Here is a 23,776-nt window from a genome sequence, read left to right as displayed (position 1 = left end):
ATGAAGAAAGCAGACGAGTCGGCCTCCTAAATCCGCTTTAGACAAAAATTTAGGAGGCCAATCAAATGAAGTTTAATAAAATTGATTTAAACAATTGGAAGAGAAAAGAGATATTTAATCATTATTTGAACCAACATACGACTTTTAGCATTACCACGGAAATTGACATTAGTGTCCTATACCAAAATTTAAAACAAAAAGAATATAAATTTTATCCTGCATTTATTTTTTTAGTGACAAGTGTGATAAACTCAAATACGGCTTTTAGGACTGGTTATACTCGTGATGGAGATTTAGGTGTTTGGGATAAGTTAGACCCGCTATATACGATTTTTGATCGTGCATCTGAGACATTTTCTGGTATTTGGACTACTGGAACTAATGACTTTAAAAAATTTTATGACTCTTACCTTGAGGATGTCGGAATTTATAATGGTTCAGGGAAATTGTTTCCCAAGACACCTATACCTGAAAACACTTTTTCTATTTCTATTATCCCATGGACTTCGTTTACTGGATTTAACCTAAATATTAATAATAACAGCAAGTATCTTCTGCCCATTATTACTGCGGGGAAAATCATAAATAAAGGTAATTCAATATATTTACCTCTATCTCTTCAAGTCCATCACTCTGTTTGTGATGGTTATCATGCCGGATTGTTTATGAACTCTGTTCAAGATTTGGCAGATAAGCCAGATGGCTGGCTTATATAATAGCAGACAAAGGGGCTGTCCAGTCAGTGAAAACTGATGAACAGCCCCGTTTTTTATTAAATGATAAAAAAAGCACAAAAAAATCGTCTTTCCAGTCTGTTTCTTAATTATTCATTGCATAATGGATAGCCGATTCGAGGTTCATCCCGCCTTCCCAAGGCCGATAACGAGTACCCTGCGGCTTCTCATTGATGTAATATTCCGTCCATGCCCCTACAGAATCGCGGATTGATAGTATCTTTTCGAAGATCTCATTCGACAAAGGATGCTGCAGAACCGTCAACCCATAAAGGAATAATCCATAATCGTAGCCTAACGTAATTGTGCTATTGGGTTTGGAAGGCAAACTTCCGTCTCTTTCGTATTGGATAATAATGTCGTCCAAAACCCTCGCCAGCTCCTCTCTGGAAAATAAAGTGCTGCCCATATACAAATGCATTAGACTTACAGATGGCAAGTAATAAAACGTATCCTTTTTCTCTTCGAGAACAGCACTGCCTGACATGCAGGAAGCACAGACGTAACGGTTATTTCCATCATTCTCAGTCCAGCCAAAGTAAGAACAACTCTCGCACACGCCATGTCTGAATCTTGGAAGCTGCAAGCCCTTCTTGCGGTTCGGGTTGTTTGTCATAACTTTATTGTCATTCCAAAAGTTAATTCGGTAGCTTTTCATCGTTTTATGCCATATCTTATGCTGTTCCTTCCATTTCACATGTTCCCAAATCTGATTTTGCTTCAGCCACTCCAGAAAAACCTCTCCCGCAATAATAAAGAGCATGGTCGCTTCCGCCGATCCATCATAGATGATATCTCGTGGCAGGATCCCACAAGCAATGTATGTTTCATCCCCATTAAACGGAAGCATTTCGCAGGCAAGATGCTTGGTTTGAACTGTCCAGGCCCATTCCAGCATTGGGCAGATTTCTTTGATCAGAGCTTCATCATTCGTTTGTTTAAGATAATCGAAAGCTTGAATAATCAGGTAACCCGTGATTTCTACATCATCGTTTTCATGGACATGGAATAATCCATCCCTTCCAATTCCTTGGGCATTTTTCAGGAAACCGGATTTATGCCAGGTGTTCCAGTAGAAACGCAGAACTTCTTTTGCTTCATCATAATGCCCGAGCTTTAAAAGACATCGGAACGCGCCGTATTGGTCCCTAATGTAACCGAGATGGTAATTATGGCCGGCCATAATCCCACCTTCGATCCCCTGCTGAGCTTTTACAAGAACTGAATAATCATCTATCGCCTCCATGAGGGATTGTAAAGGAATATCTTTCCGAAGCTTGCTCTCCAGGCTAATCCTCCCCGAACTGTACTTTTTCCAATAATCCCTGCTGCTGGACAGTCTCGTATTATAATCACTGCTTAGAACCTCTTCTGCAGTAAGCACACATTCCGGATAAGAGCGGCCTCCCGCGAGATACATCAGGCTTTCGCCAGGCCCGCACCACCATTCTCGAATATTTCCTTCCCTGCTTCCATGATGATTAAGACTGCCAGTACCGATCACCTGAAGAACACTGTCGTTCGTCGTCGGATATCGTCCGTAAATAAAACGGCCAGCTTTGGCAACGGCCAATAGGCCGACAGTACTGCTAAATGAAGCATACCGATGTCCATTATCCAAAAGCTCAACATCCTCATCCACGACAAGCTTGAACTTCAAAGATTGCTTCAAAACAATTTTTCTAATCAAGCAGGGATAATGCCAATCAACAAAATCAGTTATTTCTCCAATGTATTCTTGATTCCGGTAAATCCGATGTGTCCAGATCGCTGTTCCCGTCTCTCTATAGGAATGCGTCTCAACATTCTCAGACTCGTTGATGACGAGTTTGAGAAATGAGGGCGAGCTGTAAGGAGGTCCAAACACTTGATTGATATTCGGCCCTTGTTCATATACGGCTAATCTTCCATTCCCTAAGGCGTGCAAAGTTCCATCATCTACTGCGTGGCTGTTCCATTTCCTCATTGGGAATCCCCCTGCTCATACCTGATCCGATTCAATAATTAATAAATTTTAAATTCCTTTATCCCTTTACGGATAGAGACTAATCATTGGATCCCATAATGTTGAATCGAAATATTTGCTGCCGTTCTTGTTCACGATGAAAAAGATCGCATCACCCGCCGTAACTGTTGTAGTTACGTGATGACTAACGCCTGTCGTCGTATCGTTTCCATCGATCAAATGCGGGCCCCATAGCGTCGTGCCATTCTTCTTGATCGTGACGACGACTCCATCTCCGCCACTCTGATACATCTTTACGGTTCCAGTCACATCGATTGTGCCGCTTGAGGGAGCGACCCATTTGCGCACCGACTCATTTGTATCCGGATGCTGAAATGCAGCTCCAATTATTAAATCCGTACCGCTTTGCTGCCAAGCTGCCGATCCGGCATCGTAAGTAGGCAAATTATAATAGGTGCTTCCATCCCACTGCTGGTAATACCAGCCTCCATCTCCCTGTGTTGAGGAAAAACCAGCCGAAGCAGAATGGAAGGAACCATAGGTTACTACCGGATTCCAATGCGTACCGTCAAAGTATTCGTTGCCGTTCTTATTGACAATAAAGAAGATTACCTGCCCTCTTTTCACCTCTATAATAAGATCGTGACTAATACCAACGGTATCATTACCGCCTAGCGTATGCGGTCCCCAAATATCACCGTTCGTGTACGGCGAGTTAGTCGGCCCTTGAATACGTGCTACGATCCCGTCTCCTCCTTGTCCCGCCTGACTTAAAGACACCGTTCCGCTCACTCGGACGGTACCGTCCTTAGGAGCGATCCACTTAATAACAGGGTTGTATTCATCGCCAGGGTGGACCCATCCAGGCGCTGCCATTGGATAAGCATCATTTCCTTTCCAACGGTTGTTCGAAGCGTCCCAGAATAGATTCGTTAAATAATTATAACCAGGAAATGGATTGTATTGCTGCTGATATGCCCATTGATTAGCTCCTTGAGATGAGCTGAAATCCGCCGCAAATTCATAGCGGCTCGCAATAATTGGCGGGGCGGGCGGCGTAGGGCCTCCAGACAGTAACGCTGCCGTCACGAATGTGGAAGCATTGCCGTCGCCATCGACGCTTCTAATTCGGTAAACATCACCGGAATCAGCATTTTCCAAAAAGTAAAAGGTACCGATCGATACTTTGTCGATGACTGTGCCGTTACGTTCAATTTCGTAATAAGACAAGAAGCGGTCGTCACTCGCCGGGCTCCAGTTTAATTCCGCACCGTAATGCCCCATGTATTCCGCTTTCTGGACGGTCGCATAGCTTGGAGCGGACGGATCAATCGTATCTACTCCCGAACCAGGGTAATCGGTCATGTTAAAAAAGATCATTTCCCCAGCCTGCAGGTTTGTCAACGCTACTCCGTTCGATTTCCAGTAAGCTCCCGTACGCGTTTGCGATGTGCAGCTCCCTTTAGGACAGCTTAATGTATAATCGGTCGCATCAAGCAACCCCTTCGGATAAACCGTTAAATTCGTGTTAAAATAAGGAGCTGATCCATTGAACATGATCATAGCTTTGGTCTGATCCCCATTTGTCGTTTGCAGCATGTATGTCTCGTCGCCGAAGGCCATTGTTGGACGAAATACTTTACTCCATCTGCCATTTACTCCTTGAGTGCCAATGTATCGCTGCATCTCCACAAATTCTCGATATTTCTCTTTAGTTGCAGCGCTTTTAGGCTCCAGTGTAGTGAAATCCGCATCGATGTCCGGTTCAGAGTAAAAGCCGTGTCCAAGCTTCACTAATGGAATTTTCAATGATTGATAGTAGCCTGCGTAATGATAGGCGAGTCCATCTGTCAACTGCTGCGCGTCAACATACCGCAATGCCTCCATCGACAAAATCTCACCGCCGGATGCACACCCTTGAATGGTCGCATACGGATTCGCATCCTTGAACTCCTTCAAAAGCCGGAAGAAGTTATGGGACTGCGCAAGCATATCATTGTCGCTTCCTCCCGATTTCCACGCAGGCGCTCCGTCATAGCGCCAATCATAAGCACCCCACTCCGTCTGTTTTGAAGTAGCTTTGTCCACAATCCAGTCATAAGCATCTTCATTCGCCAAATTCAGATGCAGACCATAAAAAGTCATTTCGTCATCCTCTACCAGCCACTCAGGGTGATTCTTCACTACCTCGGATCCATAGTCTACATGCCAGAAAGGGGACCACACCCTCATCTTGATTCCGCTTTTCTGCACGTATTCATTCAAATCGGCAAAGCTTTCGTCCGCAAGCGCTTCATTCCAGTCGCCTTTTCGGTCATACCAATTATCATCAACATGAACGACCGTGCCTCCGGCGTATCGTGCATAATTCGTAGACTCCCAAGCACTCGGCATTTGCGGACTGATCCGGTTTTGCCATGAGCCGCCACCCGAGCCGCGGGTATAATCCCAAAGATAGCGGTATGAGTAATCTAAAATCGTATTACCCATATCATCCAAATCACCGCTGAAGACGCCGATGATGCTCTTGGCGCCCGTAATCGATGCGTTGTCTGCCACCAGGTAATCAGCCATGCTGACATAGCCGCTTAAGTTGATCGGGGTACCGGTTTCACTCACTTGGGCCAGCCAATGCCCGTTGAAATCAAAAGACAGCCAGATGCCTTCGGACAAGGAACGGTTGCGAAGCACGAAAAAAGCGTCATATACAGAAGTTCCCTGCTCATACGTGCCTATCGCATTCTGGTAGTGTCCGTCAACCATCATAACCTCGGGAGCATCATAAGAGTCGAAGGTGCGATTATAGCTTCCGGTCATGGATACCGTCTTGAGCACGCCCGAGCCGGTAAAGTTGCCTCCTCCGGTCATATATTGAAGATCGATATCGGCTCTGTCATTTTGCATCAGCCGCTGCTTGAACATATAGGGCGATGAGAAGCTTTGCGGGCTGCCCGACACGTTCTGAAATTCCGACCATTCGCGAATGGCACCGGTATCAGGGAAAACAACATAATAGCGATGCACCTTCACCACACTATTATGAAAGGTGATTTTAAGCTGCAGCTCCCCCTGAGAAAGCGTCGTTACATCGTGCGTATCATAGATCCAGCCCGTAGATGAACCATTATAGACCGTGCTTCCGATCTTAATTTGAAACTCGTCTGATTGCTGCGTTCCCTGCACGTACTCGCGGTTTGTCAGCTTATTCTTGAAGCTGGTTTGCATAAATTGACCGAGATCATTCAGGCGAACTTTTTTTTCCACATCATCCGTACCGAGCGTCCATGTTCTCGTACCTGAATCATAGGTTACGTAAGCATCTCCCGAAGTCGAAGTCGATGCATAGGCCGTTTTGGCTTCATACATAATCAGATAAAGCATGAATGGCAAAGTAAACAGCAGCAGGATTATCCTATTATTTTTTAAGATGCTACTCCGTGTTATCATTCGTTATCACATCCCTATATGAGTTAATACCATTCGATCTGATTCACCTGAATTTCCCCTGATTGACACTTAACGAACGGTATTCCGTCCTTCACGCCAGCCATTCCATAACCGGTAGCTGCTGATATGAAAGTAGTAAAGTCATGATTGGCTGCAGTACGTTTCACGTATAACGTTTGATTGAGAGCGTCGTAGCGAATTCCCCCGTACGCCCATAAAAGCGCATAAGAGGACAGTGAACGGCCGTACCATTCGCCGCATTCGTATTCGGAGAACGGGTTGCGCACTCGTCCGTCGAACCGGTCACGGCATGCTCTTACAATAGATAGCCCCTCTTGCTCGAATCCCATATAAATCAGATGAGAAGCAACCTGGTATTCGAGCCCCGGCCATACTTCTCTACTGTACTGAAGCGGCAATGTCGGTTCTCCGCCTCTTGGCCAAGTACAAAGCAGCAGACCGCTTTCCTTGCCAATCGCAAAGCCCGAACGCTGTGGATTTACGTGCTCAGACAAATCGGTTTTGAAATTGTAGCGGTATACGCTAAGCAAATGACTAGCAACCTTGCTCGGATCGAGAATGTCGCCAAGCCCGCACACAGCGGCAAGCCAGCAGCCGAACACGCCATCCGCGAGGCAGCCAGTGCCATATTGATATTTGGGTCCTTCCTGCAGAAACAAGGCGTATGCATCCTCGGAATAATCGACATTGTTCGCTTTGTGTCCGTTTTGAGGCAGCGGTGCGTCAAGATCCTTCCACCGTACATGCTGCTCAAAATATTCCCCGTTGAACAAATCCGATTCCGCATACGCTCTTCCTTTTGCATACAAGGCTTCGTATTGCTCTGACGATTCTCCCGCCGCTTCCGCCATGATCGCCGCTGCTTTTAACGCGCCCAAATAAAGCGTTGCGCTCATCCCGTTCGGTCCCCACAGCTCGATATCGTAAGTATTGTGATGCGGCTCCTCCAGCACCCCTGTATGACGGGGATCCCATGTTCGAATTGCGAATGATAAGCTTTGTTTCACTTTGGGCCATAAGGAAAGCATCCACCCGGTATCGCCGCTAATTCTCCATTCCCGGTAAACCTTCATAATGCCGCCTAGTTGCCCGTCTGCCGCCGCTTGTTCTAGATGAGCTGATGGCGCAATCGGCAGCGGGACACGAAAGCTTTGATGCCCTTCCTCGTTCTGCCCCTCCGTAAATTCAGTACGTCGAATTTCCCGCTCCAGTCCAGGAAACAGATGAGCTAATGCTTGTGCGTAATTCCAGACGTGGGTGCAGGTTCCGTAGCAGCTTCCCTCTTCGTCGAAGCAGCCTTCCCACGCCCACAGCCTGCCGTCGTGCTGACGCATAATCGTCGGCGATTTCAGAATCGCAAGATTGTACGAAACCGCTTCCATTACTTCTGCAGGAAGATTGCTGGCATGCAGATGATCCGAGAACTTCACCGTTAAAGCCCGCAAACGGAAATACTCCTTCCGCCAATAGCTTTCGAGTTCTGCTCCGCTTTCGAACGCTGCCGCATACCATGGCTTGTAATAGCCGTGTTCGTCCGGATTGGCAAAAAAACCATGACGCTGATCGGATTCTGGAACGAACCAGCTTAACCGGAGCCGCACGGTCGCGGTTTCTCCCGGCTTCAGCGACATTGGAACGTACAAGCTGCCTCCCTTCCCTCCTGGATTATAATTTTGGGGCAGACTGCCCGCACTCGCTCCTTCGATCTTCCGCCATAGCATCGTAAGAGTATCAAACCAGTAGTCTCCGCGGAACCACGACGTATCCGTCACAGCTCCTGGGTAATCGGTAGCCGCACAAAATTGTCCCGCAGTCCAGGGCATATCAGGGGTACCTTCCTGTTCAAGAACAAAACCCCCGTCAATCGGCTTGGCTGACGCTTCGCCATCCCCGCACGACATAAAATTTGTACTGTGAAAGGAATAGACAAGCTGGACAGGATCGCTCGAATGATTATGAAACCTGTATTCAAGTCCTGCCACCGGTAATGAGGAATCATCGGCATGACCAGGCACGAATGGATTCCAGCCTGTCAATACAACATTCACCGGCAATTGCGAGTGCTTCATCGCTACTTCCGCAAATGGGAAACGCGCAGTGAAGAAGCTCTCTTCCATCCGAGGCAGACCGTAATTTCTGCCGTTGTTGCCGCCAGCAGCACCGCCATGAGGACCGTGCCGAAGATCGTAGATCGATCGTGATGGCATTGGACCTTCAAGCACTTTAGCAATAGCATTTTCACCGCAGACCGTAACTGCGGAGAAACACATCGGCTTGTTAAGCAGCTCCGGCTTATGCCGAAGAGAGAAGTGGGAAAGCCCCCCAGTTCCTTCAAGTGCAATCATTCCCGCACCTAGCCCGCCAATCGGATAGGCAATTCTATCGTTCAAACCTTCACCGTAAACCTTTCCTTCGTACTTCAAACCTTCTCTCACCTCGTTTCATGTATGACACCTATAAATGCCAGTTTGAACCGGGTTCCTGTACACCCCGGCCCGTCACCGTGTATGACTTCCAGCTCCATCCGGTGTTGGCCGGGTGGAAGGTCGCGTCCCACAAGAGCAAGCTGGAACATGCCTTCCTCCGGACACCAATCCTGACGATCGAAGACGTGCACGACCTGCTCTCCCCCATCGATCCGATAAATGAAATTCGCCGAACGTTTTCCGAAGTCGAAGGCGAGCGCCAGCCCAGCGCCTTCGAATGAAAAGGCAAGTTTGGCTCCGATTGCGGACGTCGTGAGCATCTGATCAATCCAAACAAGGCGGCTGCTTCGCCGGATGAGCCAAGGTCCTTCCGTCGTAACCTCTGTGATTGGAAGCCGTGAAACGCTGCCCCAATGAGAGACGTTCAACGGCTCCGGCAGAACGCTGGCTGCCTTGTGTTCAACGGTAGCTCCTTGGTGGCCAGCAGTTTCCTCGCCTGCTGCCTGTTTTCCAGAAGCTCCCGGAGAATCGCCAGCCTCCCCTTCTACCGCCCGAAGCTCTTTCTCAAGAAAGGCAATTACCGCTTGGGCATAGCTGAGGCTGCCCCGATGAGTCGGATGCAAGCCGTCGGGCAGCCATTCGTCCCAATCCATGCGGCCGAGACGAACTTCTTCAAAGGCATGCAGCCCCGCCCAGACGGAACCAATGCTGTAATGAACGGCCAACGTCTCAAGCTCATCTATCGAATCCGGTATTCCGCCATCGTACATGTCCTTATACATTGCCTGCAAATAGGCGTATACAAGCACGACGTCCGTCGCGCCTCCTGCGAGCAATTGACGAATTAATCCTTCACGCGAGCGCTTGCGGATTTCCTTATCGCCGTAAAAATCATTGACAGCATATTCGACAAATACGATATCACAGCCACGGTCGAGGATGTCTCTGCGAGCATGGAAACAGCCCAAGTCACTTCCCGTCGCGCCGATTGCGGCATTTTCGACTGTGAAACGTACCTCCGGGTAGCTTTCTGTCAGCCAGGACAACACCTTCTCCGGCCAATTATGTCCCGGGGCGGCTTCCGTTATGGAGCCTCCGAGGAAACCGATAGTCGCCGCTCCCTGCCTCAGCTTCCGCTTAAGCTTCGCAAGCGGTTTGCGATGCCTCCATACGCGGTCATTCATCCGATCCACGCCTCCTCGGCCTCTACTCCTTGAGCGTTCTCGGTCTCAATCGCTTTAATGTCCAATCCTGTTCCCGGCAGCAAATCCTTTACATTATTATCGCAAATGACGATATTCGCAGCGGATTGTATATGAATAAGCGGGTAATGCGGATTAAGGAATTGGTTATCCTTGATGGAAATTCCCGTTATCGGCTGACCCCAATCCGCAGCCTGAACTCCTGCTGGAGTTCCAGCGGCAATATGAATGGACGCCATGACGTTCACTTCATCTCCTTTGAACGTATTATTCACGATTGAAAGATTCCTCGTAAGCGGCCCTTCCTCCCAATCAGGTTCATGCTGAACGGCAACTCCCCAGCCTTCCGCGTTCGTGAATGTATTACCCTCTATTGTCCCGTCCAGACTACGGACGAGAATACCTCGTCCCCGGTGTCTGCCGAAATGATTGCCCCTCACGACAAATCCTCTGCCGCATGCAGACAAATTGTAGACATGATCGGAATCGTGCAAACCATTACCCGCGAGAGCGTTAGAAATCTCTCGATCCAGCTTAATCTCCAAGGTTTCATCCGGCAGTTTGGCGGCATGCAGCACCTGTGCCTCGGCTCGGATCTGTCCTAATTGCGGACTATAGATTTGCAGCGTGTCTCCTGCAAGTGCTTCGAACAAGCCACCTCGCACATGCAGAATATCCGGGGACAATACCCGGCAAATCATTCCTGCACGTACGTGAATATTTATCGCATCATCGGCCATGCCGGAGAACGAACAATTTTGGATGATCAGATTGCCCCGTGTATTCAAATTGTGAATTCCATCACCGTTGGCGGACAGCAGCCGATTCGAGCCCGGAAGCACTTCGACACGCAAGCCGTCGATTACCACATTATTGTTCTGACCCCAAATAGTTGCGAGCGCCGGACCAGCGTATACAGTAACGTCACGCAAAGCAGCCTGATTCGTGCGCCAGAAAATGATTGCACTTTCGTAATGCCTTCTCGCCATATGGACATACCGATCCCCAGGCCGCATGCCTGAGGCTTGGAGCATCTCTGGATTGGAAACCTTCACGAGCCATTCGGAATCCCCTGATTTCTCCCAGGTTAGATCCAATAAAGGATGCGGACCGTAACGCGGCTCTGGTCCGCCTGCTCCTCGAACGACCAAGCCCCAACGCGCTTCCACTTCTTTGAAATAGCTTTCGTCCAACTGTCGATAAGAATCATCAATTCGAAACGTAAACCAACCTTCGGCTGGTCTTGCTTCTGCTACTGTACCCTGTGTATAAGGCAGCGGATCGTAATCAACGGCGAGCGCTTGGATTAATACATCATCACAGTCCACCACCTCTATGCCGCTCGCCAGCGGATTCCCCGCGACAATAACTGTATCACTGCCTTCACCTTTCAGTACGAGCTTGCGAGCGCCGACGATACGGACTGCCGCTTCATTATTTTGACCGCCTTCCACGCGATAACGTCCACGTTCAAATCTAACCTCCGCATCTTTTCCTGATGAGATCGCGGCTGCGATTGCGGCGCGTATGGCAGGGCCCGCGTCGGAGACGCCGTCTGCCTTCGCACCGAAATCCTTAACATAAAAGAACTGCTTCGCGTTACCGGAATCTCCTTTATCACCAGGTAAATACGTTATAAACTCCCCATTGCTCATTCCTTCACGCTCCCCATCACAATTCCTTTCACGAAATACTTTTGCAGAAACGGATACAGGCACATGATCGGCAGCGCAGACAGAAAAATCTGTGCCGCCTTAAGGGTACGGTCGGATACCGCCATCAGCGATTCCAGCTCTTCCTTCGTGGCTCCTGCGAGTGCGCTTGCATCAAAACTAATAACCTTGGTTTGCAAATAAGTCTGCAGTGGATAATGCTCCGGCCGCTTCATTAGAATTAGTCCGTCAAACCAAGAATTCCAATGGTTGACACAGGCAAACAAGACTAGTGTCGCCAGTGCTGGCTTAGACAACGGAACCATGATCCGCCACAGAATCGTCCAATGACCCGCTCCGTCCATATGAGCGGATTCCTGCAGCTCCTTCGGCAGCTGGCGGAAGAAATTCAGCAGCAGTATACAGTTGAATACCGGCACTGCCGACGGTAGGACAAGCGCCCATATCGAGTCCATCAAATTCAATTGGCGAATCGTTACATACCAAGGAATCAGACCTCCATGAAACAATATCGTTATGAACAAAAACCATGCATACAAGGTACGAAAACGAAATTCTCGAACTTCCTTCGACAACGGATACGCTACAAGAATGGTAAGAAACATATTGATTGCAACGCCTATAATAACACGCTGGATTGATACCCCGTAGGAAGAGAGCAGCAGTTTGTCTTTGAATGCAAATACATAAGATTCAATCGTAAAATGAACGGGCCACAGCTTTACGCTTCCGGCAGCTGCATAGGCGCTTTCACTGAGGGATACGGACAAAACATTTATTAATGGCGCCACGCAAATGAAAGCAAAAAATGCAAGCAGCAAGTAATTAATAAGCTGGAACACAGTTCTTCCAGTGCTCGCTCGAACCATTCGGTTCAACTTCCTCTCTCTAGAAAATACGGTAATTCGCGAATCGAAACGCGCAAATGTAGGATATGACGATAAACACGGTTGATACGACGGATTTAAATAAGCCGACTGCGGTTGCGACACCGTATTGGGCGTCAATAAGTCCTAGCCGGTACACTAAAGTATCCAAAATATCACCTGTCCGATAAACAACCGGACTGTACAGATTAAATACTTGATCGAAGCCTGCGTTCAGCACATTGCCTAGGCTAAGCGTCATCATCAGTACAATAATCGGTGTCATTCCAGGAAGAGTAATATGCCAAATCTGACGCCAGCGATTAGCCCCATCGCAGATCGCCGCCTCGTACAGGACCGGATTTATCGACGTAATTGCCGCTAAATAAATAATCGTGCCAAATCCAAATTCTTTCCATATATCCGAAACAGCTAGCACGTATGGAAACAACTTTTCATTGCCGAGGAAAAAGACAGGCTCTGCTCCGAACCAGCCGATTAAGCTGTTCACAAGCCCGCCTGACGGAGATAAAATATCGGTCAGCACCCCGCCAAGAATAACCCAAGACAAAAAATGAGGCAGGTAAATAAGCGTCTGTACCGCTCGTTTAAATTTCGTGTGAATGACTTCGTTCAGCAAGAGCGCGAATACGATCGGAACGATAAGACCGCCAACCATTTTCATGCAAGCGATATAAACCGTGTTCCAAATCACTTGACTTATTCCCGGCATCTTGATCATGTATTCGAAATTATCCCAGCCGACGAACGGCGATCCGAAAAAGCCTTTACTCGGGTTAAATCGTTCGAATGCAATCGCGAGTCCCGCGTAAGGAATATAACTGAACAGTATGATAAGAAGGACAGCCGGAAGCATCATTAGATGCATGGGCCACTCGCGCATCAAACCTTTGCCGAAAATGTGCTTTTTCATCACCAACATCCTTTTCCATGCCGGGGCGGACGATCATCCGCCCCGGCTTCGTTAGCTTATTTTGACCTAGCCCAATCATTAACTTCCTTCGTAATATCCGCACCGCCGAGTGAATCCCAATCCTGCACGAATTTATCGAACTCTTCGATCGGACGTACGCCCATTATGAATTTGGTGTAATTTTCTAAGATTAACTTTTCTAAGGTGGACTGCTTCGCCGTCATCGTTGGAGTAGGCGCTCCATAAAATACAGGCTCTACGATTTGCTTATTCTCCAAGTAGCTATTTACGACGCTATACGCACCGATCGGCCCCGACCACATCCAGCCTGCCCATACTTCCGTTTTGACGCCGGCTGCTTTGCCTTCCCCATCCGTACCGTTATACCCGTTCTCCAATAAATCAATATCTGCTTGATTGCCTTGGTTCCAGGCGCTTAGTACATTGGTATCGCGAGCCTTGCCATATTCGACGAAGCCTCTATGGATTAAAATATTTTGCTGCGGATGGAACACGAAAATAGGTGAATATTTATATTCGCTATGCGATGCATCCGGATATTGCGGACCATTATGGAATCTCGCATCAAACTCTGAACTGAGCGGATTTTGCTTCAATAAGAAGTAATTCAGTATTTTGACCGCTGCTTCGGGATTAACTGCCCCTTTCTTTACGACAAAGAAATTGGATACACCCAGCAGATTTTCCGCTGTAATCGTACCGTCCACTGTAGGAATCGGATAAGGCCGCCAATCTGCTGCCGGATTTTTTTGCACAGCGCTCGGCAGAGGAGTGAAGACGTTCCAGTGCAGTCCATAGAACATCCCGATTTTCTCTGAAACAACAGACTCACCAACTTTGCCGACATCTTTAACGGCAAAATCTTTTTCGATATACCCTGCTTTATACATTTCCGCCAGCTTGCCCAAGGCGGTTTTTGCCTCTGGCTGAACATATCCCATGATAAGGTTGCCATCACTGCCTTTATTCCATAGCAGATTGCCCGGAGAACCAGTAACCGCATGATAGCCATTGAAAAAGCCGTTGAGTACGAATTCGCCGCCGAACAATCCTTTTTCCAGCGCTAGTCCATAAGTATCCTTCTGGCCGTTCTGGTCAGGGTCGTTCTCCGTGAAAGCTTTGGCGACATGGAGAAGCTCATCCATCGTGGTTGGGACAGCTAAACCCAAATGATCGAGCCAGTCTTTGCGAATCCATAAAATCGGCGCGGAATCCGCTGCCCCGTTCATCTGGGGAAGCGCCATCAGCTTGCCGTCGAACGTGGCCTGCTTAAGTCCGATTCCTCCATCTGACGTCATGATTTGATCCGTAAGCTCGGATTTGTATTGAGCGTATACTTCGGTCAAGTCCGCAACCATATCATTATCGACCAATTGCTTGAGCTGTACGGCGTTCACCATCATAATATCTGGAAGATCGTCGGACGCGATCATCACATTCAGCTTTTGATCATACTGATTGTCCGGTACAAGCCATTCTACCTTAAGCTTTATGCCAAGATCCTTCTCGAAGCCCTGTGTCCATAAGTTATTGTCAATAGACTCGCCTTCCGGAAAATTCATGGAGCCATCATCTAGCGACTTGACCGTGGTTACCTCGATCATCGGATCGAATTTGCCAAGCGGGTCCGCTTTCTCTACTGGTTTCTCGGACGCTTGCGTCGTATCTGCACCAGAGCTTGCAGACGGACTCTCAGTCCCGGAATCCCCTTCGTTTGGCTTATTGCCGCTGCTGCATGCCGATATCGTTAACATTATTACTGCTAGTACGATACCTGCTGCCTTTTTCCAATTTACATTTTTCAACTTCAGTCCCCCAAATCTTTTAGTTTGAAGCTAGTTAAACCGTGATCGTAAGCACTAGCTCCTTGCCCAGAATCTTAAACGAAAGCGCTTCCGTTTGAAAACGCATAACTTTTTTACCCGCTTATAGTTTATTGACTTTTGTTCAAATGATCGCGGTATTCCTGGGGGCTCACACCAACGTTTTTTTTGAAAATTTTCGTGAAATAAGGAGCGTACTCGTAACCTGCCAGTCTGGCGATTTCATATACCTTGTAATCCGAATCGCGCAACAGCTCCATCGCTTTATTCAAGCGCGCCTCTTGGATAAAGACGTTCAGATTGACCCCAGTCACCTGCTTGAACAGCCTCGACAAATAAGAAGGATTCAATCGGCTAACTTCCGCAAGGCGAACGAGCGACAAATCCTTGTCAAGGTTAGCCAGCAAATAATCTTGAACGTGGGAAATGGCAGTATGGGCATGACTGTTCTGCGCGTTCTGCCGCCATTCGAAAAGCAGCGGCGCAATATGGCGAAACGCCTCAGCCGCCTGATTTACAGATGTAGACGGATCTCGTATGACTTGCGGGACGAACCCATTCACTTCATTAAAACGCTGCTCCATTTGCCATGTATGGATATGGGAAAGAAGCAGCAAAGACAGCGGGTAATAAATACCGAGAGCTGCATGAACCATCTTGCGGTCTATAGCGATTTCTGCGCTGTACAGAAGCTCCTTCAGCAGCTCGAGAAATTCCTCCCTGCGACCCGATTCAAGAAAATTCGCGAGCAAATCCATCCTTTTCATTTGCCGCATAGCTAAGTCAAGCGTTTCGTTCTCAATGGCAATGGAGGTGTTCGGCTTCGGGTAAGGATATTCCACAATACTTCCTCCGCCTCCGATTGCCGGCAAGCTGCCGCTTCCTGCTCTAAGGATCGCAAAACGATCAGCCACTTGTTCCCAAGATGCGGATTGACCATCGATTATAAAATGAACCGTAAAGCCGAACGTAGCCTCACACATCTCTAAAACGAGCTCAAGCATGCCTTTAAGCTGCGGCACGATTACTTGACCGATTTCCGAACCTTTTATTTCCAAACGATCTTCTTGCGCGCCTTCTACTCTCACGTTCTTCATCGGCTGAACAAACCAAACGAGCAAATTGTCTTCCATCGTAAGGAAAACTGACTTGTATTCATTTCCGATATACCGCTCAAAGGCCATCTTGACCCGAATTGTACTTTCTGCTCGATTCGTATTTTCCAGCCTGCCGATAATCAAAAACACTTCGCTTTCCGCATCCAGCAAAAGCGCCAGCTGTCGAAATAAATAGTTTCGCTGCTCCGTTGTATGACGCTCTCCGCGCAATATCCCCGTGAATAGATCCTTTTGCAAAATCGGGAGCGCCATCTTCATTTGGCGATTTGCTGTAGCAATCAAGTCCTCGGATTTACGAGCTTCGTCAATTTCTGCTATTGCAACGCGAACAAGCTCCAATATTTTATCGTAGCCTTCCGTTTTCAATAAATAGCGAACGCCATCATGTTTAATAGCTTGATACACATAATCGAATTCATTGTAGCCGGTCAGCAAAATAACCTTACAATACGGCCACCGTTTCCGAATGACTTCGAGCAGCTGCAGTCCGCTCATCGACGGCATGCGGATATCCGATATAACGATATCCATCTTCGTCCGCTGCAGCCACTCCAAAGCTTCGTCTCCCGAAAACGCCTTGTAAACATCCAGCTCCAAACCGGATCCGAGCAGCATAAACTCATACATTCCATTCACGATAAAAGGCTCGTCATCAACGATCAGCAATCTTTTCATTTTCAATTTGCCCCCTGCTCTCGTACGAAAATGTTAACTCTGAGCCCACCCTTATCGCCCACCTCGAAACTAAGACCGCTTTCCTCTCCGAATTTGAGCCTTAATCTTCGATGTATATTCACAATCGCCGTAATTTCACTGACATCGTCCCTTCCAGGAGTGAGCAGCCTGTTCAGCTCATGCACTCTTGCTTCCGATATGGACGGCCCATTGTCCTCTACAATAATTACGAATCCGTCATTCTCCTTCTCGAATCGGACAACAAGCCAACCTCCGCTCTTCATATCGGATATTCCATGCTCGAATGCATTCTCGATAACCGGCTGCAAAATTAACCGCGGCACTAGCTTATCCCGGCAGCTTGGAGGGATATGTCCAAATTCGACTTCAATGCGATTGTAGAATCGCAAGCTTTGAATATCGCAATAAGTTCGAGCGTGATCGACTTCAATATGCAGCGGAACATCTTCTGCGGCGTTCCGAGTAATGTATTTAAGGTACGAACCAAGCTGGTGTGTAAACAGTTTGACATTATCATAATCCTCGCTCATGGCCATGTTATACAGTACAAAGTAGGTGTTGTAGAGAAAATGCGGATTAATCTGCGATTGAAGCTGTCTGAGCTCAGCCTGCTGAGTTAAGATTTGCTGCTTGTATACTTGATCGATCAATTGATTAAGATTTTTCATCATCCCGTTAAATCGCTGAAACAGGAACCCGAATTCATCTGTACGCCGGTGAGTGATCTCTACGTTCAAATTCCCCATTTCCATTTGTCTGAGCACCCTTATCAGCTTAAGCATCGGTTGCTGGATAAACTTAAAAGCGGACAGCATGTACAAAGCGATAACCAGTACGGCAGACAACGAGAAAAATAAAAACAAGGTTTTGAATTGTTCCGCCTTCTCCGTCAACGCCTCCATCGGAACATATTGGACTAATGCCGTATTAAGATAGTCCGATTTCATATAAACCGCAAAATATTGCCGCTTATCGTTTTCTAGTACGATGGTTCCGCTTGGAGCTTCTTTCAGCCGCGAGATCAAGACATTTTTGAGACTGCTTGCAAATTCAGTATCTACTGCATCGCTCAAGACCAGATTATTGTCAGGCAGCAGCAGAACCGCGCCGCTATCCTTGCGGGTTTCCAATTGTCCAAGCGCAGCACGGATTCGCTCTATTGAAAGCTTCACTGTCAACAAATGAACCTTTTTCTCAATCCTGTAATTAATATCCAGGGGAAGCAATGCGCGTAAATAAATGTCTCCCTTGTAAAGAAGGAGTTGGGATTTAGAATCTGATTTTGAGCTATTAAAATAGTGCAGCGGTTCCTGTTCAAGCGGGCCACGTCCGTCATTGGAGGTAACGATCATATCCGCCGACGGAATGTGCGCGGTGACGTTACTCACATATATATTGCTGTTTTGCAGCACAAGCAGCCGTTGTTGCAAATTGTTGATCGATTGGTAAGTGTCGTAATCCGACAATTTGGATATCAAATTTGCGAGGTCTGTAAGGTTGCTGTCATATAGAGTATTAAAAAGGAGGGAGTTGACACGCTGTATTTCCGTGTCGAGATTGCTGGAGTAAAAACTTAGCTGAGACTTCATCGTGCCTTCCAGTTCTTCCTTAACGCTGTTAATACCCCAATTGTAGATAAGAAAAGCAACAAGATATATAGGCGAGACAATTAAAAGGAAGGTAACGATAAGCCGGGTAAAAATCGATTTCCTCCAAATAATGAAAGCGCTTTTCATTTTCGGGACTCCCTTTGCTGCACACAGATGTATGCTTACTTTTTTTCCATTATAGCGAAAGTACCCTGGATAATCTCTTATATTTTATTGACACCATGATAATTGATTTACGTTTCATATCTTGCATGGAATATAAAAAGAGCCGCAAAAATGAGCGACTCTCTTTTTATGGATAATCTTTAATTATATGGGCAACTCGCTTGCAGACTTCTCGTAATTCGAATCGCTTGCTGCCGAGCTTGACCCCCCGCTTTATTTTTTGTCGGCAAAGCTGCCCGTCGTAATGCTCTGATCCGAGAAGTTCTCGACGCTCTCGCCCTTTTGGTAGAAGTAAGGCACGTTCGCCTTGACGCCTTCCTGCGTGTAAAAGGGATCGTCCGGCTGCAGGGGGAGCTGAACCTTGATGCCCGTGCTCGCCGATTTGTAGATGCTCATGATGAGCTCGAGCGTACTGCGGCCGCTAGCTCCGTCTATCAATACCGGCGTTCCGGTCTCGATTGCGCCAAGCACGTTGTCAATCTGCGCGGTATGCCCCTCATAGGGGAGGTCCGGCAGCTTGTTATATAGATCCTGGATCTGCTCCTCCAGCTCCTCGTTTCGTTCGGGGAAGCCGTTCGGCCTCGATACCGACGCCGTTACCTTCCATGGCGCCGAGATCCGCGCGTTCTGCCCCTGGAATATAAATTGCTGTTCTTCGCCATGATGCACGACGGAGCTCGTAATCTGACCGAGCGATCCGTTCGGATACCGTAGCATCGCGATGGAGAGATCCTCCACCTCCGCATTGTCATGCGCGACGTTGCTCATAATGGCCTGGATCTCGCTTGGCTGTCCCAGCATCCACAACATGGCGTCCATATGATGTACCGCATGGTTCAGCGTAGGTCCGCCGCCTTCCTTCTCCCAAGTGCCGCGCCACCATAAGTCGTAATAGCAGTGACCCCGCCACCAGAACGAGTCGACCTGGGCATGTAGAATATTTCCGGCCAAGCCGCTGTCCAGCACGCTCTTGAGCTTCATGACGGGATTTCTGAACCGGTTCTGAGCGATAACGGACAATACTTTTCCGCTCCGTTCGGCCGCCGCGATCATCGCGTCGCATTCTTCAAGGGAAGCCGCCATCGGTTTCTCCACGATGACATGGCTGCCCGCGTTCAGGAAGTCGATCGTAACGGGGGCGTGCACGAACGGAGGCATGCACACGGATACCAGGTCGATCCCGTCCCCTAGCAATTCCTTATAATCCTTTACGATTTTGGCATCCAAGCCGTATTGCTCCCGCTTCGCTTCCGCTTTCTCGGGATACAGGTCGCACAAGGCGACGATCCGACAACGCTCCTTGAATTGCAGATATCCTTCGATATGAGCGGACGATATCGCTCCTGCGCCGATAATGGCTACTTTGATCATGGCTCTGTCCTCCTGGGAATTGATATCCTACGAGTATCTTAACGTAGCCGGACGCCCAATTGTGATAGGGCATAGTTGGAAAAATAACGCTAGATTGCGTTTTTTTCTCATGGTCCGGCTTGAACCAAATTGGACGACTTGCTATATTGAAGGTAGAGCTGATCGTTTATTTCTGGACGGAAAGGGTGAGTCTCTTGCCAATGTCGACAAGCAATTTTAGCGAGGAGCCGTTATATTTTGCCTACAGACGCAAGAGCGTGAATAACGAGCATTTGGAAACCTTCCATTCCCATCTGGGCGTAGAGATCTTGTATATCCATCAGGGAAGAGGAACGATGATCGTAGACAATAACAGCTACGACATCAAGTCGGGCATGCTTTGTATCTTTCAGCCGAACCAGCTCCATCATTTAACGCTCGATTATACGGATGGCCAATGCTTCGAACGGTCGTTGGCTATTTTCGAACCGACCATGTTCGAAGCTTATTTCGAGAAATGGCCGCGGCTGCATTCCTTCTATCGATATATTCATCTGGAGAAGCTGCCTTCTCCGTGCATATACGAGTTTCATGATGCCGACCTGCTCGACGGACTGTTCAGAAACATGCATAATCAATTGCACACGCAGAGGGATACGGACAGGCACGAAGAAAGCTCTCTTTTCCTGATCCCTTTATATCGCTGGCTTAAACAAGAGTGGGAGCAGTTGAATGAGCATGCCCCGGCCTACCGGACGCGCCGCAAAAACCATCAGGTGGAGCATATCCTGAACTGGGTCGAAACCCATTATTCGGAACCGTATTCCCTTGACCGCATGGCTCGGGCGCTGCACCTGTCTCCGTTTTATCTGTCCCACTTGTTTAAAGAGGCTACGGGCATCAACATCTCGGAATACATGGCGACCCGGAGAGTCCATCAGTCCGTGCTGCTGCTGATCACGACGAATAAGCCCGTCTCTCTCATCGCCGAGGAGATCGGACTTACGAACAGCTCTTACTTCTGCAAATTGTTCAAATCCCATATGGGGATTACGCCGCATCAATACCGCAAGAGATGGACCCGACACTAACAACCCCCTGCGCCATAGGAACAACCTTATTGCCCTGTTGTTAAGGACGGCAAACAGCCCTCATCTTGTTGTTCAAGATGGGGACTGTTTGATGTTCGCGCCGAATGGAATGCTCCTTGTTAAATATCGTTACTTCCGTTCGCCGTTAAGCCGCACCGGCCCGATTAGCCCGGATGTATATGACTTGCCATCGTAAAGGTTGGCCAAGCTGTTCGTTACCGCCACCTTTAACACGTTCGTCCCTGGCTTTAGGTAGGCTCCAATGTCGAACACATAAGGATTCCACATGCGCACTCCCGCTTCCCGACCGTTGACCCATAGCCGTGCCAGTTCATGAGCTTCGCCCAGATCAAGGTTAGCGTCGGACCAAGCGCATGGATCGTCAAGCTCGAAGCTTCTCTCATACGTAATCGTGCCGGAGTAATGTTTTAAGCCATCCCATTCCGTCCAAGAAGAGAGAGCCGGAATTTCCCCGCTCACCGGACCTTCCACCACTCGCCAATCGGCTGACAACTCGGTAACATCAACTTCTCCAGGTTCATCCTTCATTTCGCCCTGCTCCATATTCGGATCTACGGCTATAATCAGACATTCCCGGCGCTCGATGATTACATGCAGCTTCTGGCCTTCCGCGGCCTGTTCGACTTTTGTCTGTTGAACTGCACCTGTCCACGGCAACCAACATTCCGTATATCCGGAGTGACTTATCTCAAGCGTTCCTTCGTAACCAGCTTCGCCTTCATTAACGATAACATAGAACAGGATGCCTTCTTTCGTAATCCGACTGATGCGAATAGAAGCAGACGCAGGCTCAAGACGGGTATCTTGACCGAGCGTACGTATCAGAAGCGCCGGTATTTCATCCTCGCGCTTTACCCGAACCTGACCGATGCCCTTCGTTGTTTGAACGTCATCGGCAAGCTCAATGACCAATCCGCCTTGTTCGGCAAAGGTTTGCAGAATCCGCCAACTTTCCGGCGTCAGCCGCTTGCCATCCTCCACCAAAACCGCCTTGTAACGGTAACCCGCAATCGATAATACCCCATCCTTACATTCGATCGCGCTGCCTAGCAAGCTTTCTTCCAAATAATTAAACTCGACTTGTTCTTCGAACAGCGGCTTGACGATTCTCCAAGGCAGCTCGGCAGAACCGGCGATTACTGCCGTTTCCGCTCCGTTTCGCCCATCGGTCATCAGCCAACTCATCCGCTTGATATATCTCGCGAATTGGGCATAATCCTGCCACCAAATATTATTTGGTCCTACATCCGGCGGCCGCTCATCCCTGCGTTCCCCGCGAATGGAGTAATAGAACGCATGCGGAACGATCAGATTGACGCCTCTGACGAACAACCAATCCAAATACCACTTCATATTATCGGCGCTGAGCGACCAACCGCCTTCGATGCCGCAGACGCCGAAGGTTTCATTTAAATTCCTTCGTTTGCCACGATGGCGCGCCGAATCCGACGAACATTTGCCCATGGTACTATGCGTGCCTGTCACTGCTTTGCCTGCTTCCGGCGCAATATAGCGCCAGACCACATCTTGTCCGGGAATATGGAAATGTTCCAACAGCCCGATATCGTTGCTCGCCGCCGGGTGACCGGTCAGCCCTATGCCATGGGCTTCACACCAATCGGCCAACGCTTTATAATACGTCCGACCCAGCCGATTGCGGATAACCGTCTCGTAAGCTTCGCGGATCTCTGTCGTCGTCTCTCCGGCATCGAACCAAAGCACCGCCAGATCCTGTTCCCGGCTCCCGCTCTCCAGATATTCATAAAGGAACCCCCGCGTCCAGGGCTTTAACCCCTTCGCATGGCAACGCCCGAGCAAATTCGGCTCATCCGTAAACATGGCCATAACCGTGTTTCCGAATAAGCGGCTCAGCCTCTTGTAATAGGCTTCATGCGTCAACCTGATAAAGGTCTGGACCGCATCGGGATTTAATAAGTCAGCGGCCAAAGGAGCGTCGGACTCGCCGTCATCCTGGCCAGGATGAACGCCCCGAATAGTTCCCTTGGAAGGAGTCTCGATAAATAATAAAACCGACCAGTTCCCTGCGGCAGGAAGGGTAAACCGGATGTTGTCCTGTTCGGCATGAAGGACAATCGTGCTGCTCGCATCAATCTCCGCTCCGGAAAGTTTGCGAACCGCAAGCGCAGAAACCAGATTTTGCTCCGGCAGCAGTTCAATCGGGATTACAACAGGTTCTCCGCTCCCCTTGCAAGCGCATTCCGTTACTTGCAGACCCCGGCTGGCGTAATCCGGGTTCTCTTTTACGACCATCCCGCAGGCAGAGCCGGAAGGATACATGCCTTCGTCATAAAGAATAACCTTCATACCCAGCTTATCCGCTTCGGTCACCGCCAATTCGACAAGCTCCATATAAGGCTCCGACAGATAAGGCATCGATCTTGGCAGCCCCATCCGTGGATGAATAACGAAACCGTCCACTTCCTTCGCATGGAAGTCGTGAATTTGTCCGATGATTCCCTCTGCCGACAGCTCGTCATTCCAGAACCAGAACGGAAGCGGGCTAAATTCTGTCGGCGGGTGATCAAATTGCTTTTTCAAAACATGTAGCTGATGCAAACGTCTCACTCCGATCTTTATTTACGAAATATACA

General features: G+C 48.5%; 13 protein-coding genes and 1 pseudogene. 2 read left to right on the top strand and 12 right to left on the bottom strand.

The genetic code is table 11. From position 1 onward, the window contains the following. Nucleotides 1–65: 65 nt before the first annotated feature. Nucleotides 66–717: pseudogene (gene catA / locus B1748_RS02125) on the top strand (type A chloramphenicol O-acetyltransferase); the annotation flags it as partial. A 102-nt stretch (nucleotides 718–819) separates the two neighbouring features. On the opposite strand, the gene B1748_RS02120 reads toward catA, so the two are convergent. From B1748_RS02120 to B1748_RS02070, 11 genes are all read right to left on the bottom strand, one after another. Beyond that, complete coding sequence (locus B1748_RS02120; RefSeq protein WP_087566222.1) at nucleotides 820–2,700, bottom strand: glycoside hydrolase family 15 protein; 1,881 nt, start codon at nucleotides 2,698–2,700, stop codon at nucleotides 820–822. Between the two features lie 66 nt (nucleotides 2,701–2,766). Further along, nucleotides 2,767–6,147 (bottom strand): alpha-galactosidase, encoded by a 3,381-nt coding sequence (locus tag B1748_RS02115; RefSeq protein WP_087566221.1) that lies wholly within the window; start codon nucleotides 6,145–6,147, stop codon nucleotides 2,767–2,769. Nucleotides 6,148–6,170: 23 nt separating this feature from the next. Next, a complete protein-coding gene (locus B1748_RS02110) occupies nucleotides 6,171–8,591 on the bottom strand; it encodes a GH116 family glycosyl hydrolase (RefSeq protein ID WP_087566220.1) in 2,421 nt (806 codons plus the stop codon). Between the two features lie 8 nt (nucleotides 8,592–8,599). Then, on the bottom strand, nucleotides 8,600–9,778 hold the full coding sequence (locus B1748_RS02105) for an SGNH/GDSL hydrolase family protein (RefSeq protein WP_087566219.1): 1,179 nt from the start codon (nucleotides 9,776–9,778) through the stop codon (nucleotides 8,600–8,602). After that, the gene (locus tag B1748_RS02100; protein WP_087566218.1) at nucleotides 9,775–11,451 is read right to left on the bottom strand and encodes a right-handed parallel beta-helix repeat-containing protein; all 1,677 of its coding nucleotides are present in this window, start codon (nucleotides 11,449–11,451) and stop codon (nucleotides 9,775–9,777) included. Before B1748_RS02100 ends, B1748_RS02105 begins: the two co-directional genes overlap by 4 nt. Further along, nucleotides 11,448–12,338, bottom strand: a complete 891-nt coding sequence (locus B1748_RS02095; RefSeq protein WP_087566217.1) for a carbohydrate ABC transporter permease — start codon at nucleotides 12,336–12,338, stop codon at nucleotides 11,448–11,450. The genes B1748_RS02100 and B1748_RS02095 overlap by 4 nt, the downstream gene beginning before the upstream one ends. A gap of 19 nt (nucleotides 12,339–12,357) precedes the next feature. After that, nucleotides 12,358–13,269, bottom strand: coding sequence for an ABC transporter permease (locus B1748_RS02090; RefSeq protein ID WP_256975479.1), 912 nt, complete (start codon nucleotides 13,267–13,269; stop codon nucleotides 12,358–12,360). Between the two features lie 56 nt (nucleotides 13,270–13,325). Beyond that, nucleotides 13,326–15,095, bottom strand: a complete 1,770-nt coding sequence (locus B1748_RS02085) for an extracellular solute-binding protein (protein ID WP_087566216.1) — start codon at nucleotides 15,093–15,095, stop codon at nucleotides 13,326–13,328. Nucleotides 15,096–15,223: 128 nt separating this feature from the next. Continuing rightward, the gene (locus B1748_RS02080; RefSeq protein ID WP_087566215.1) at nucleotides 15,224–16,906 is read right to left on the bottom strand and encodes a response regulator transcription factor; all 1,683 of its coding nucleotides are present in this window, start codon (nucleotides 16,904–16,906) and stop codon (nucleotides 15,224–15,226) included. A 2-nt stretch (nucleotides 16,907–16,908) separates the two neighbouring features. Further along, complete coding sequence (locus B1748_RS02075) at nucleotides 16,909–18,099, bottom strand: sensor histidine kinase (protein ID WP_256975491.1); 1,191 nt, start codon at nucleotides 18,097–18,099, stop codon at nucleotides 16,909–16,911. 816 nt (nucleotides 18,100–18,915) lie between these two features. Then, the gene (locus tag B1748_RS02070; protein ID WP_087566213.1) at nucleotides 18,916–20,073 is read right to left on the bottom strand and encodes a Gfo/Idh/MocA family protein; all 1,158 of its coding nucleotides are present in this window, start codon (nucleotides 20,071–20,073) and stop codon (nucleotides 18,916–18,918) included. A gap of 200 nt (nucleotides 20,074–20,273) precedes the next feature. On the opposite strand from B1748_RS02070, the gene B1748_RS02065 reads away from it, so the two are divergent. After that, nucleotides 20,274–21,143 carry an AraC family transcriptional regulator gene (locus B1748_RS02065; protein WP_087566212.1) on the top strand — a complete coding sequence of 290 codons (870 nt, stop codon included), beginning with the start codon at nucleotides 20,274–20,276 and terminating at the stop codon, nucleotides 21,141–21,143. Nucleotides 21,144–21,272: 129 nt separating this feature from the next. On the opposite strand, the gene B1748_RS02060 is transcribed toward B1748_RS02065, so the two are convergent. Further along, entirely contained in the window at nucleotides 21,273–23,750 is a 2,478-nt protein-coding gene (locus tag B1748_RS02060) for a glycosylhydrolase-like jelly roll fold domain-containing protein (protein WP_373271243.1), read from the bottom strand. Nucleotides 23,751–23,776 lie beyond the last annotated feature (26 nt).

The organism is Paenibacillus sp. MY03, assembly GCF_002165585.1.
GTDB lineage: Bacteria > Bacillota > Bacilli > Paenibacillales > Paenibacillaceae > Pristimantibacillus > Pristimantibacillus agaridevorans.
The sequence above is the reverse complement of the archived record's forward strand: the minus strand, read 5'-3'. Positions and strand labels throughout refer to the sequence as shown.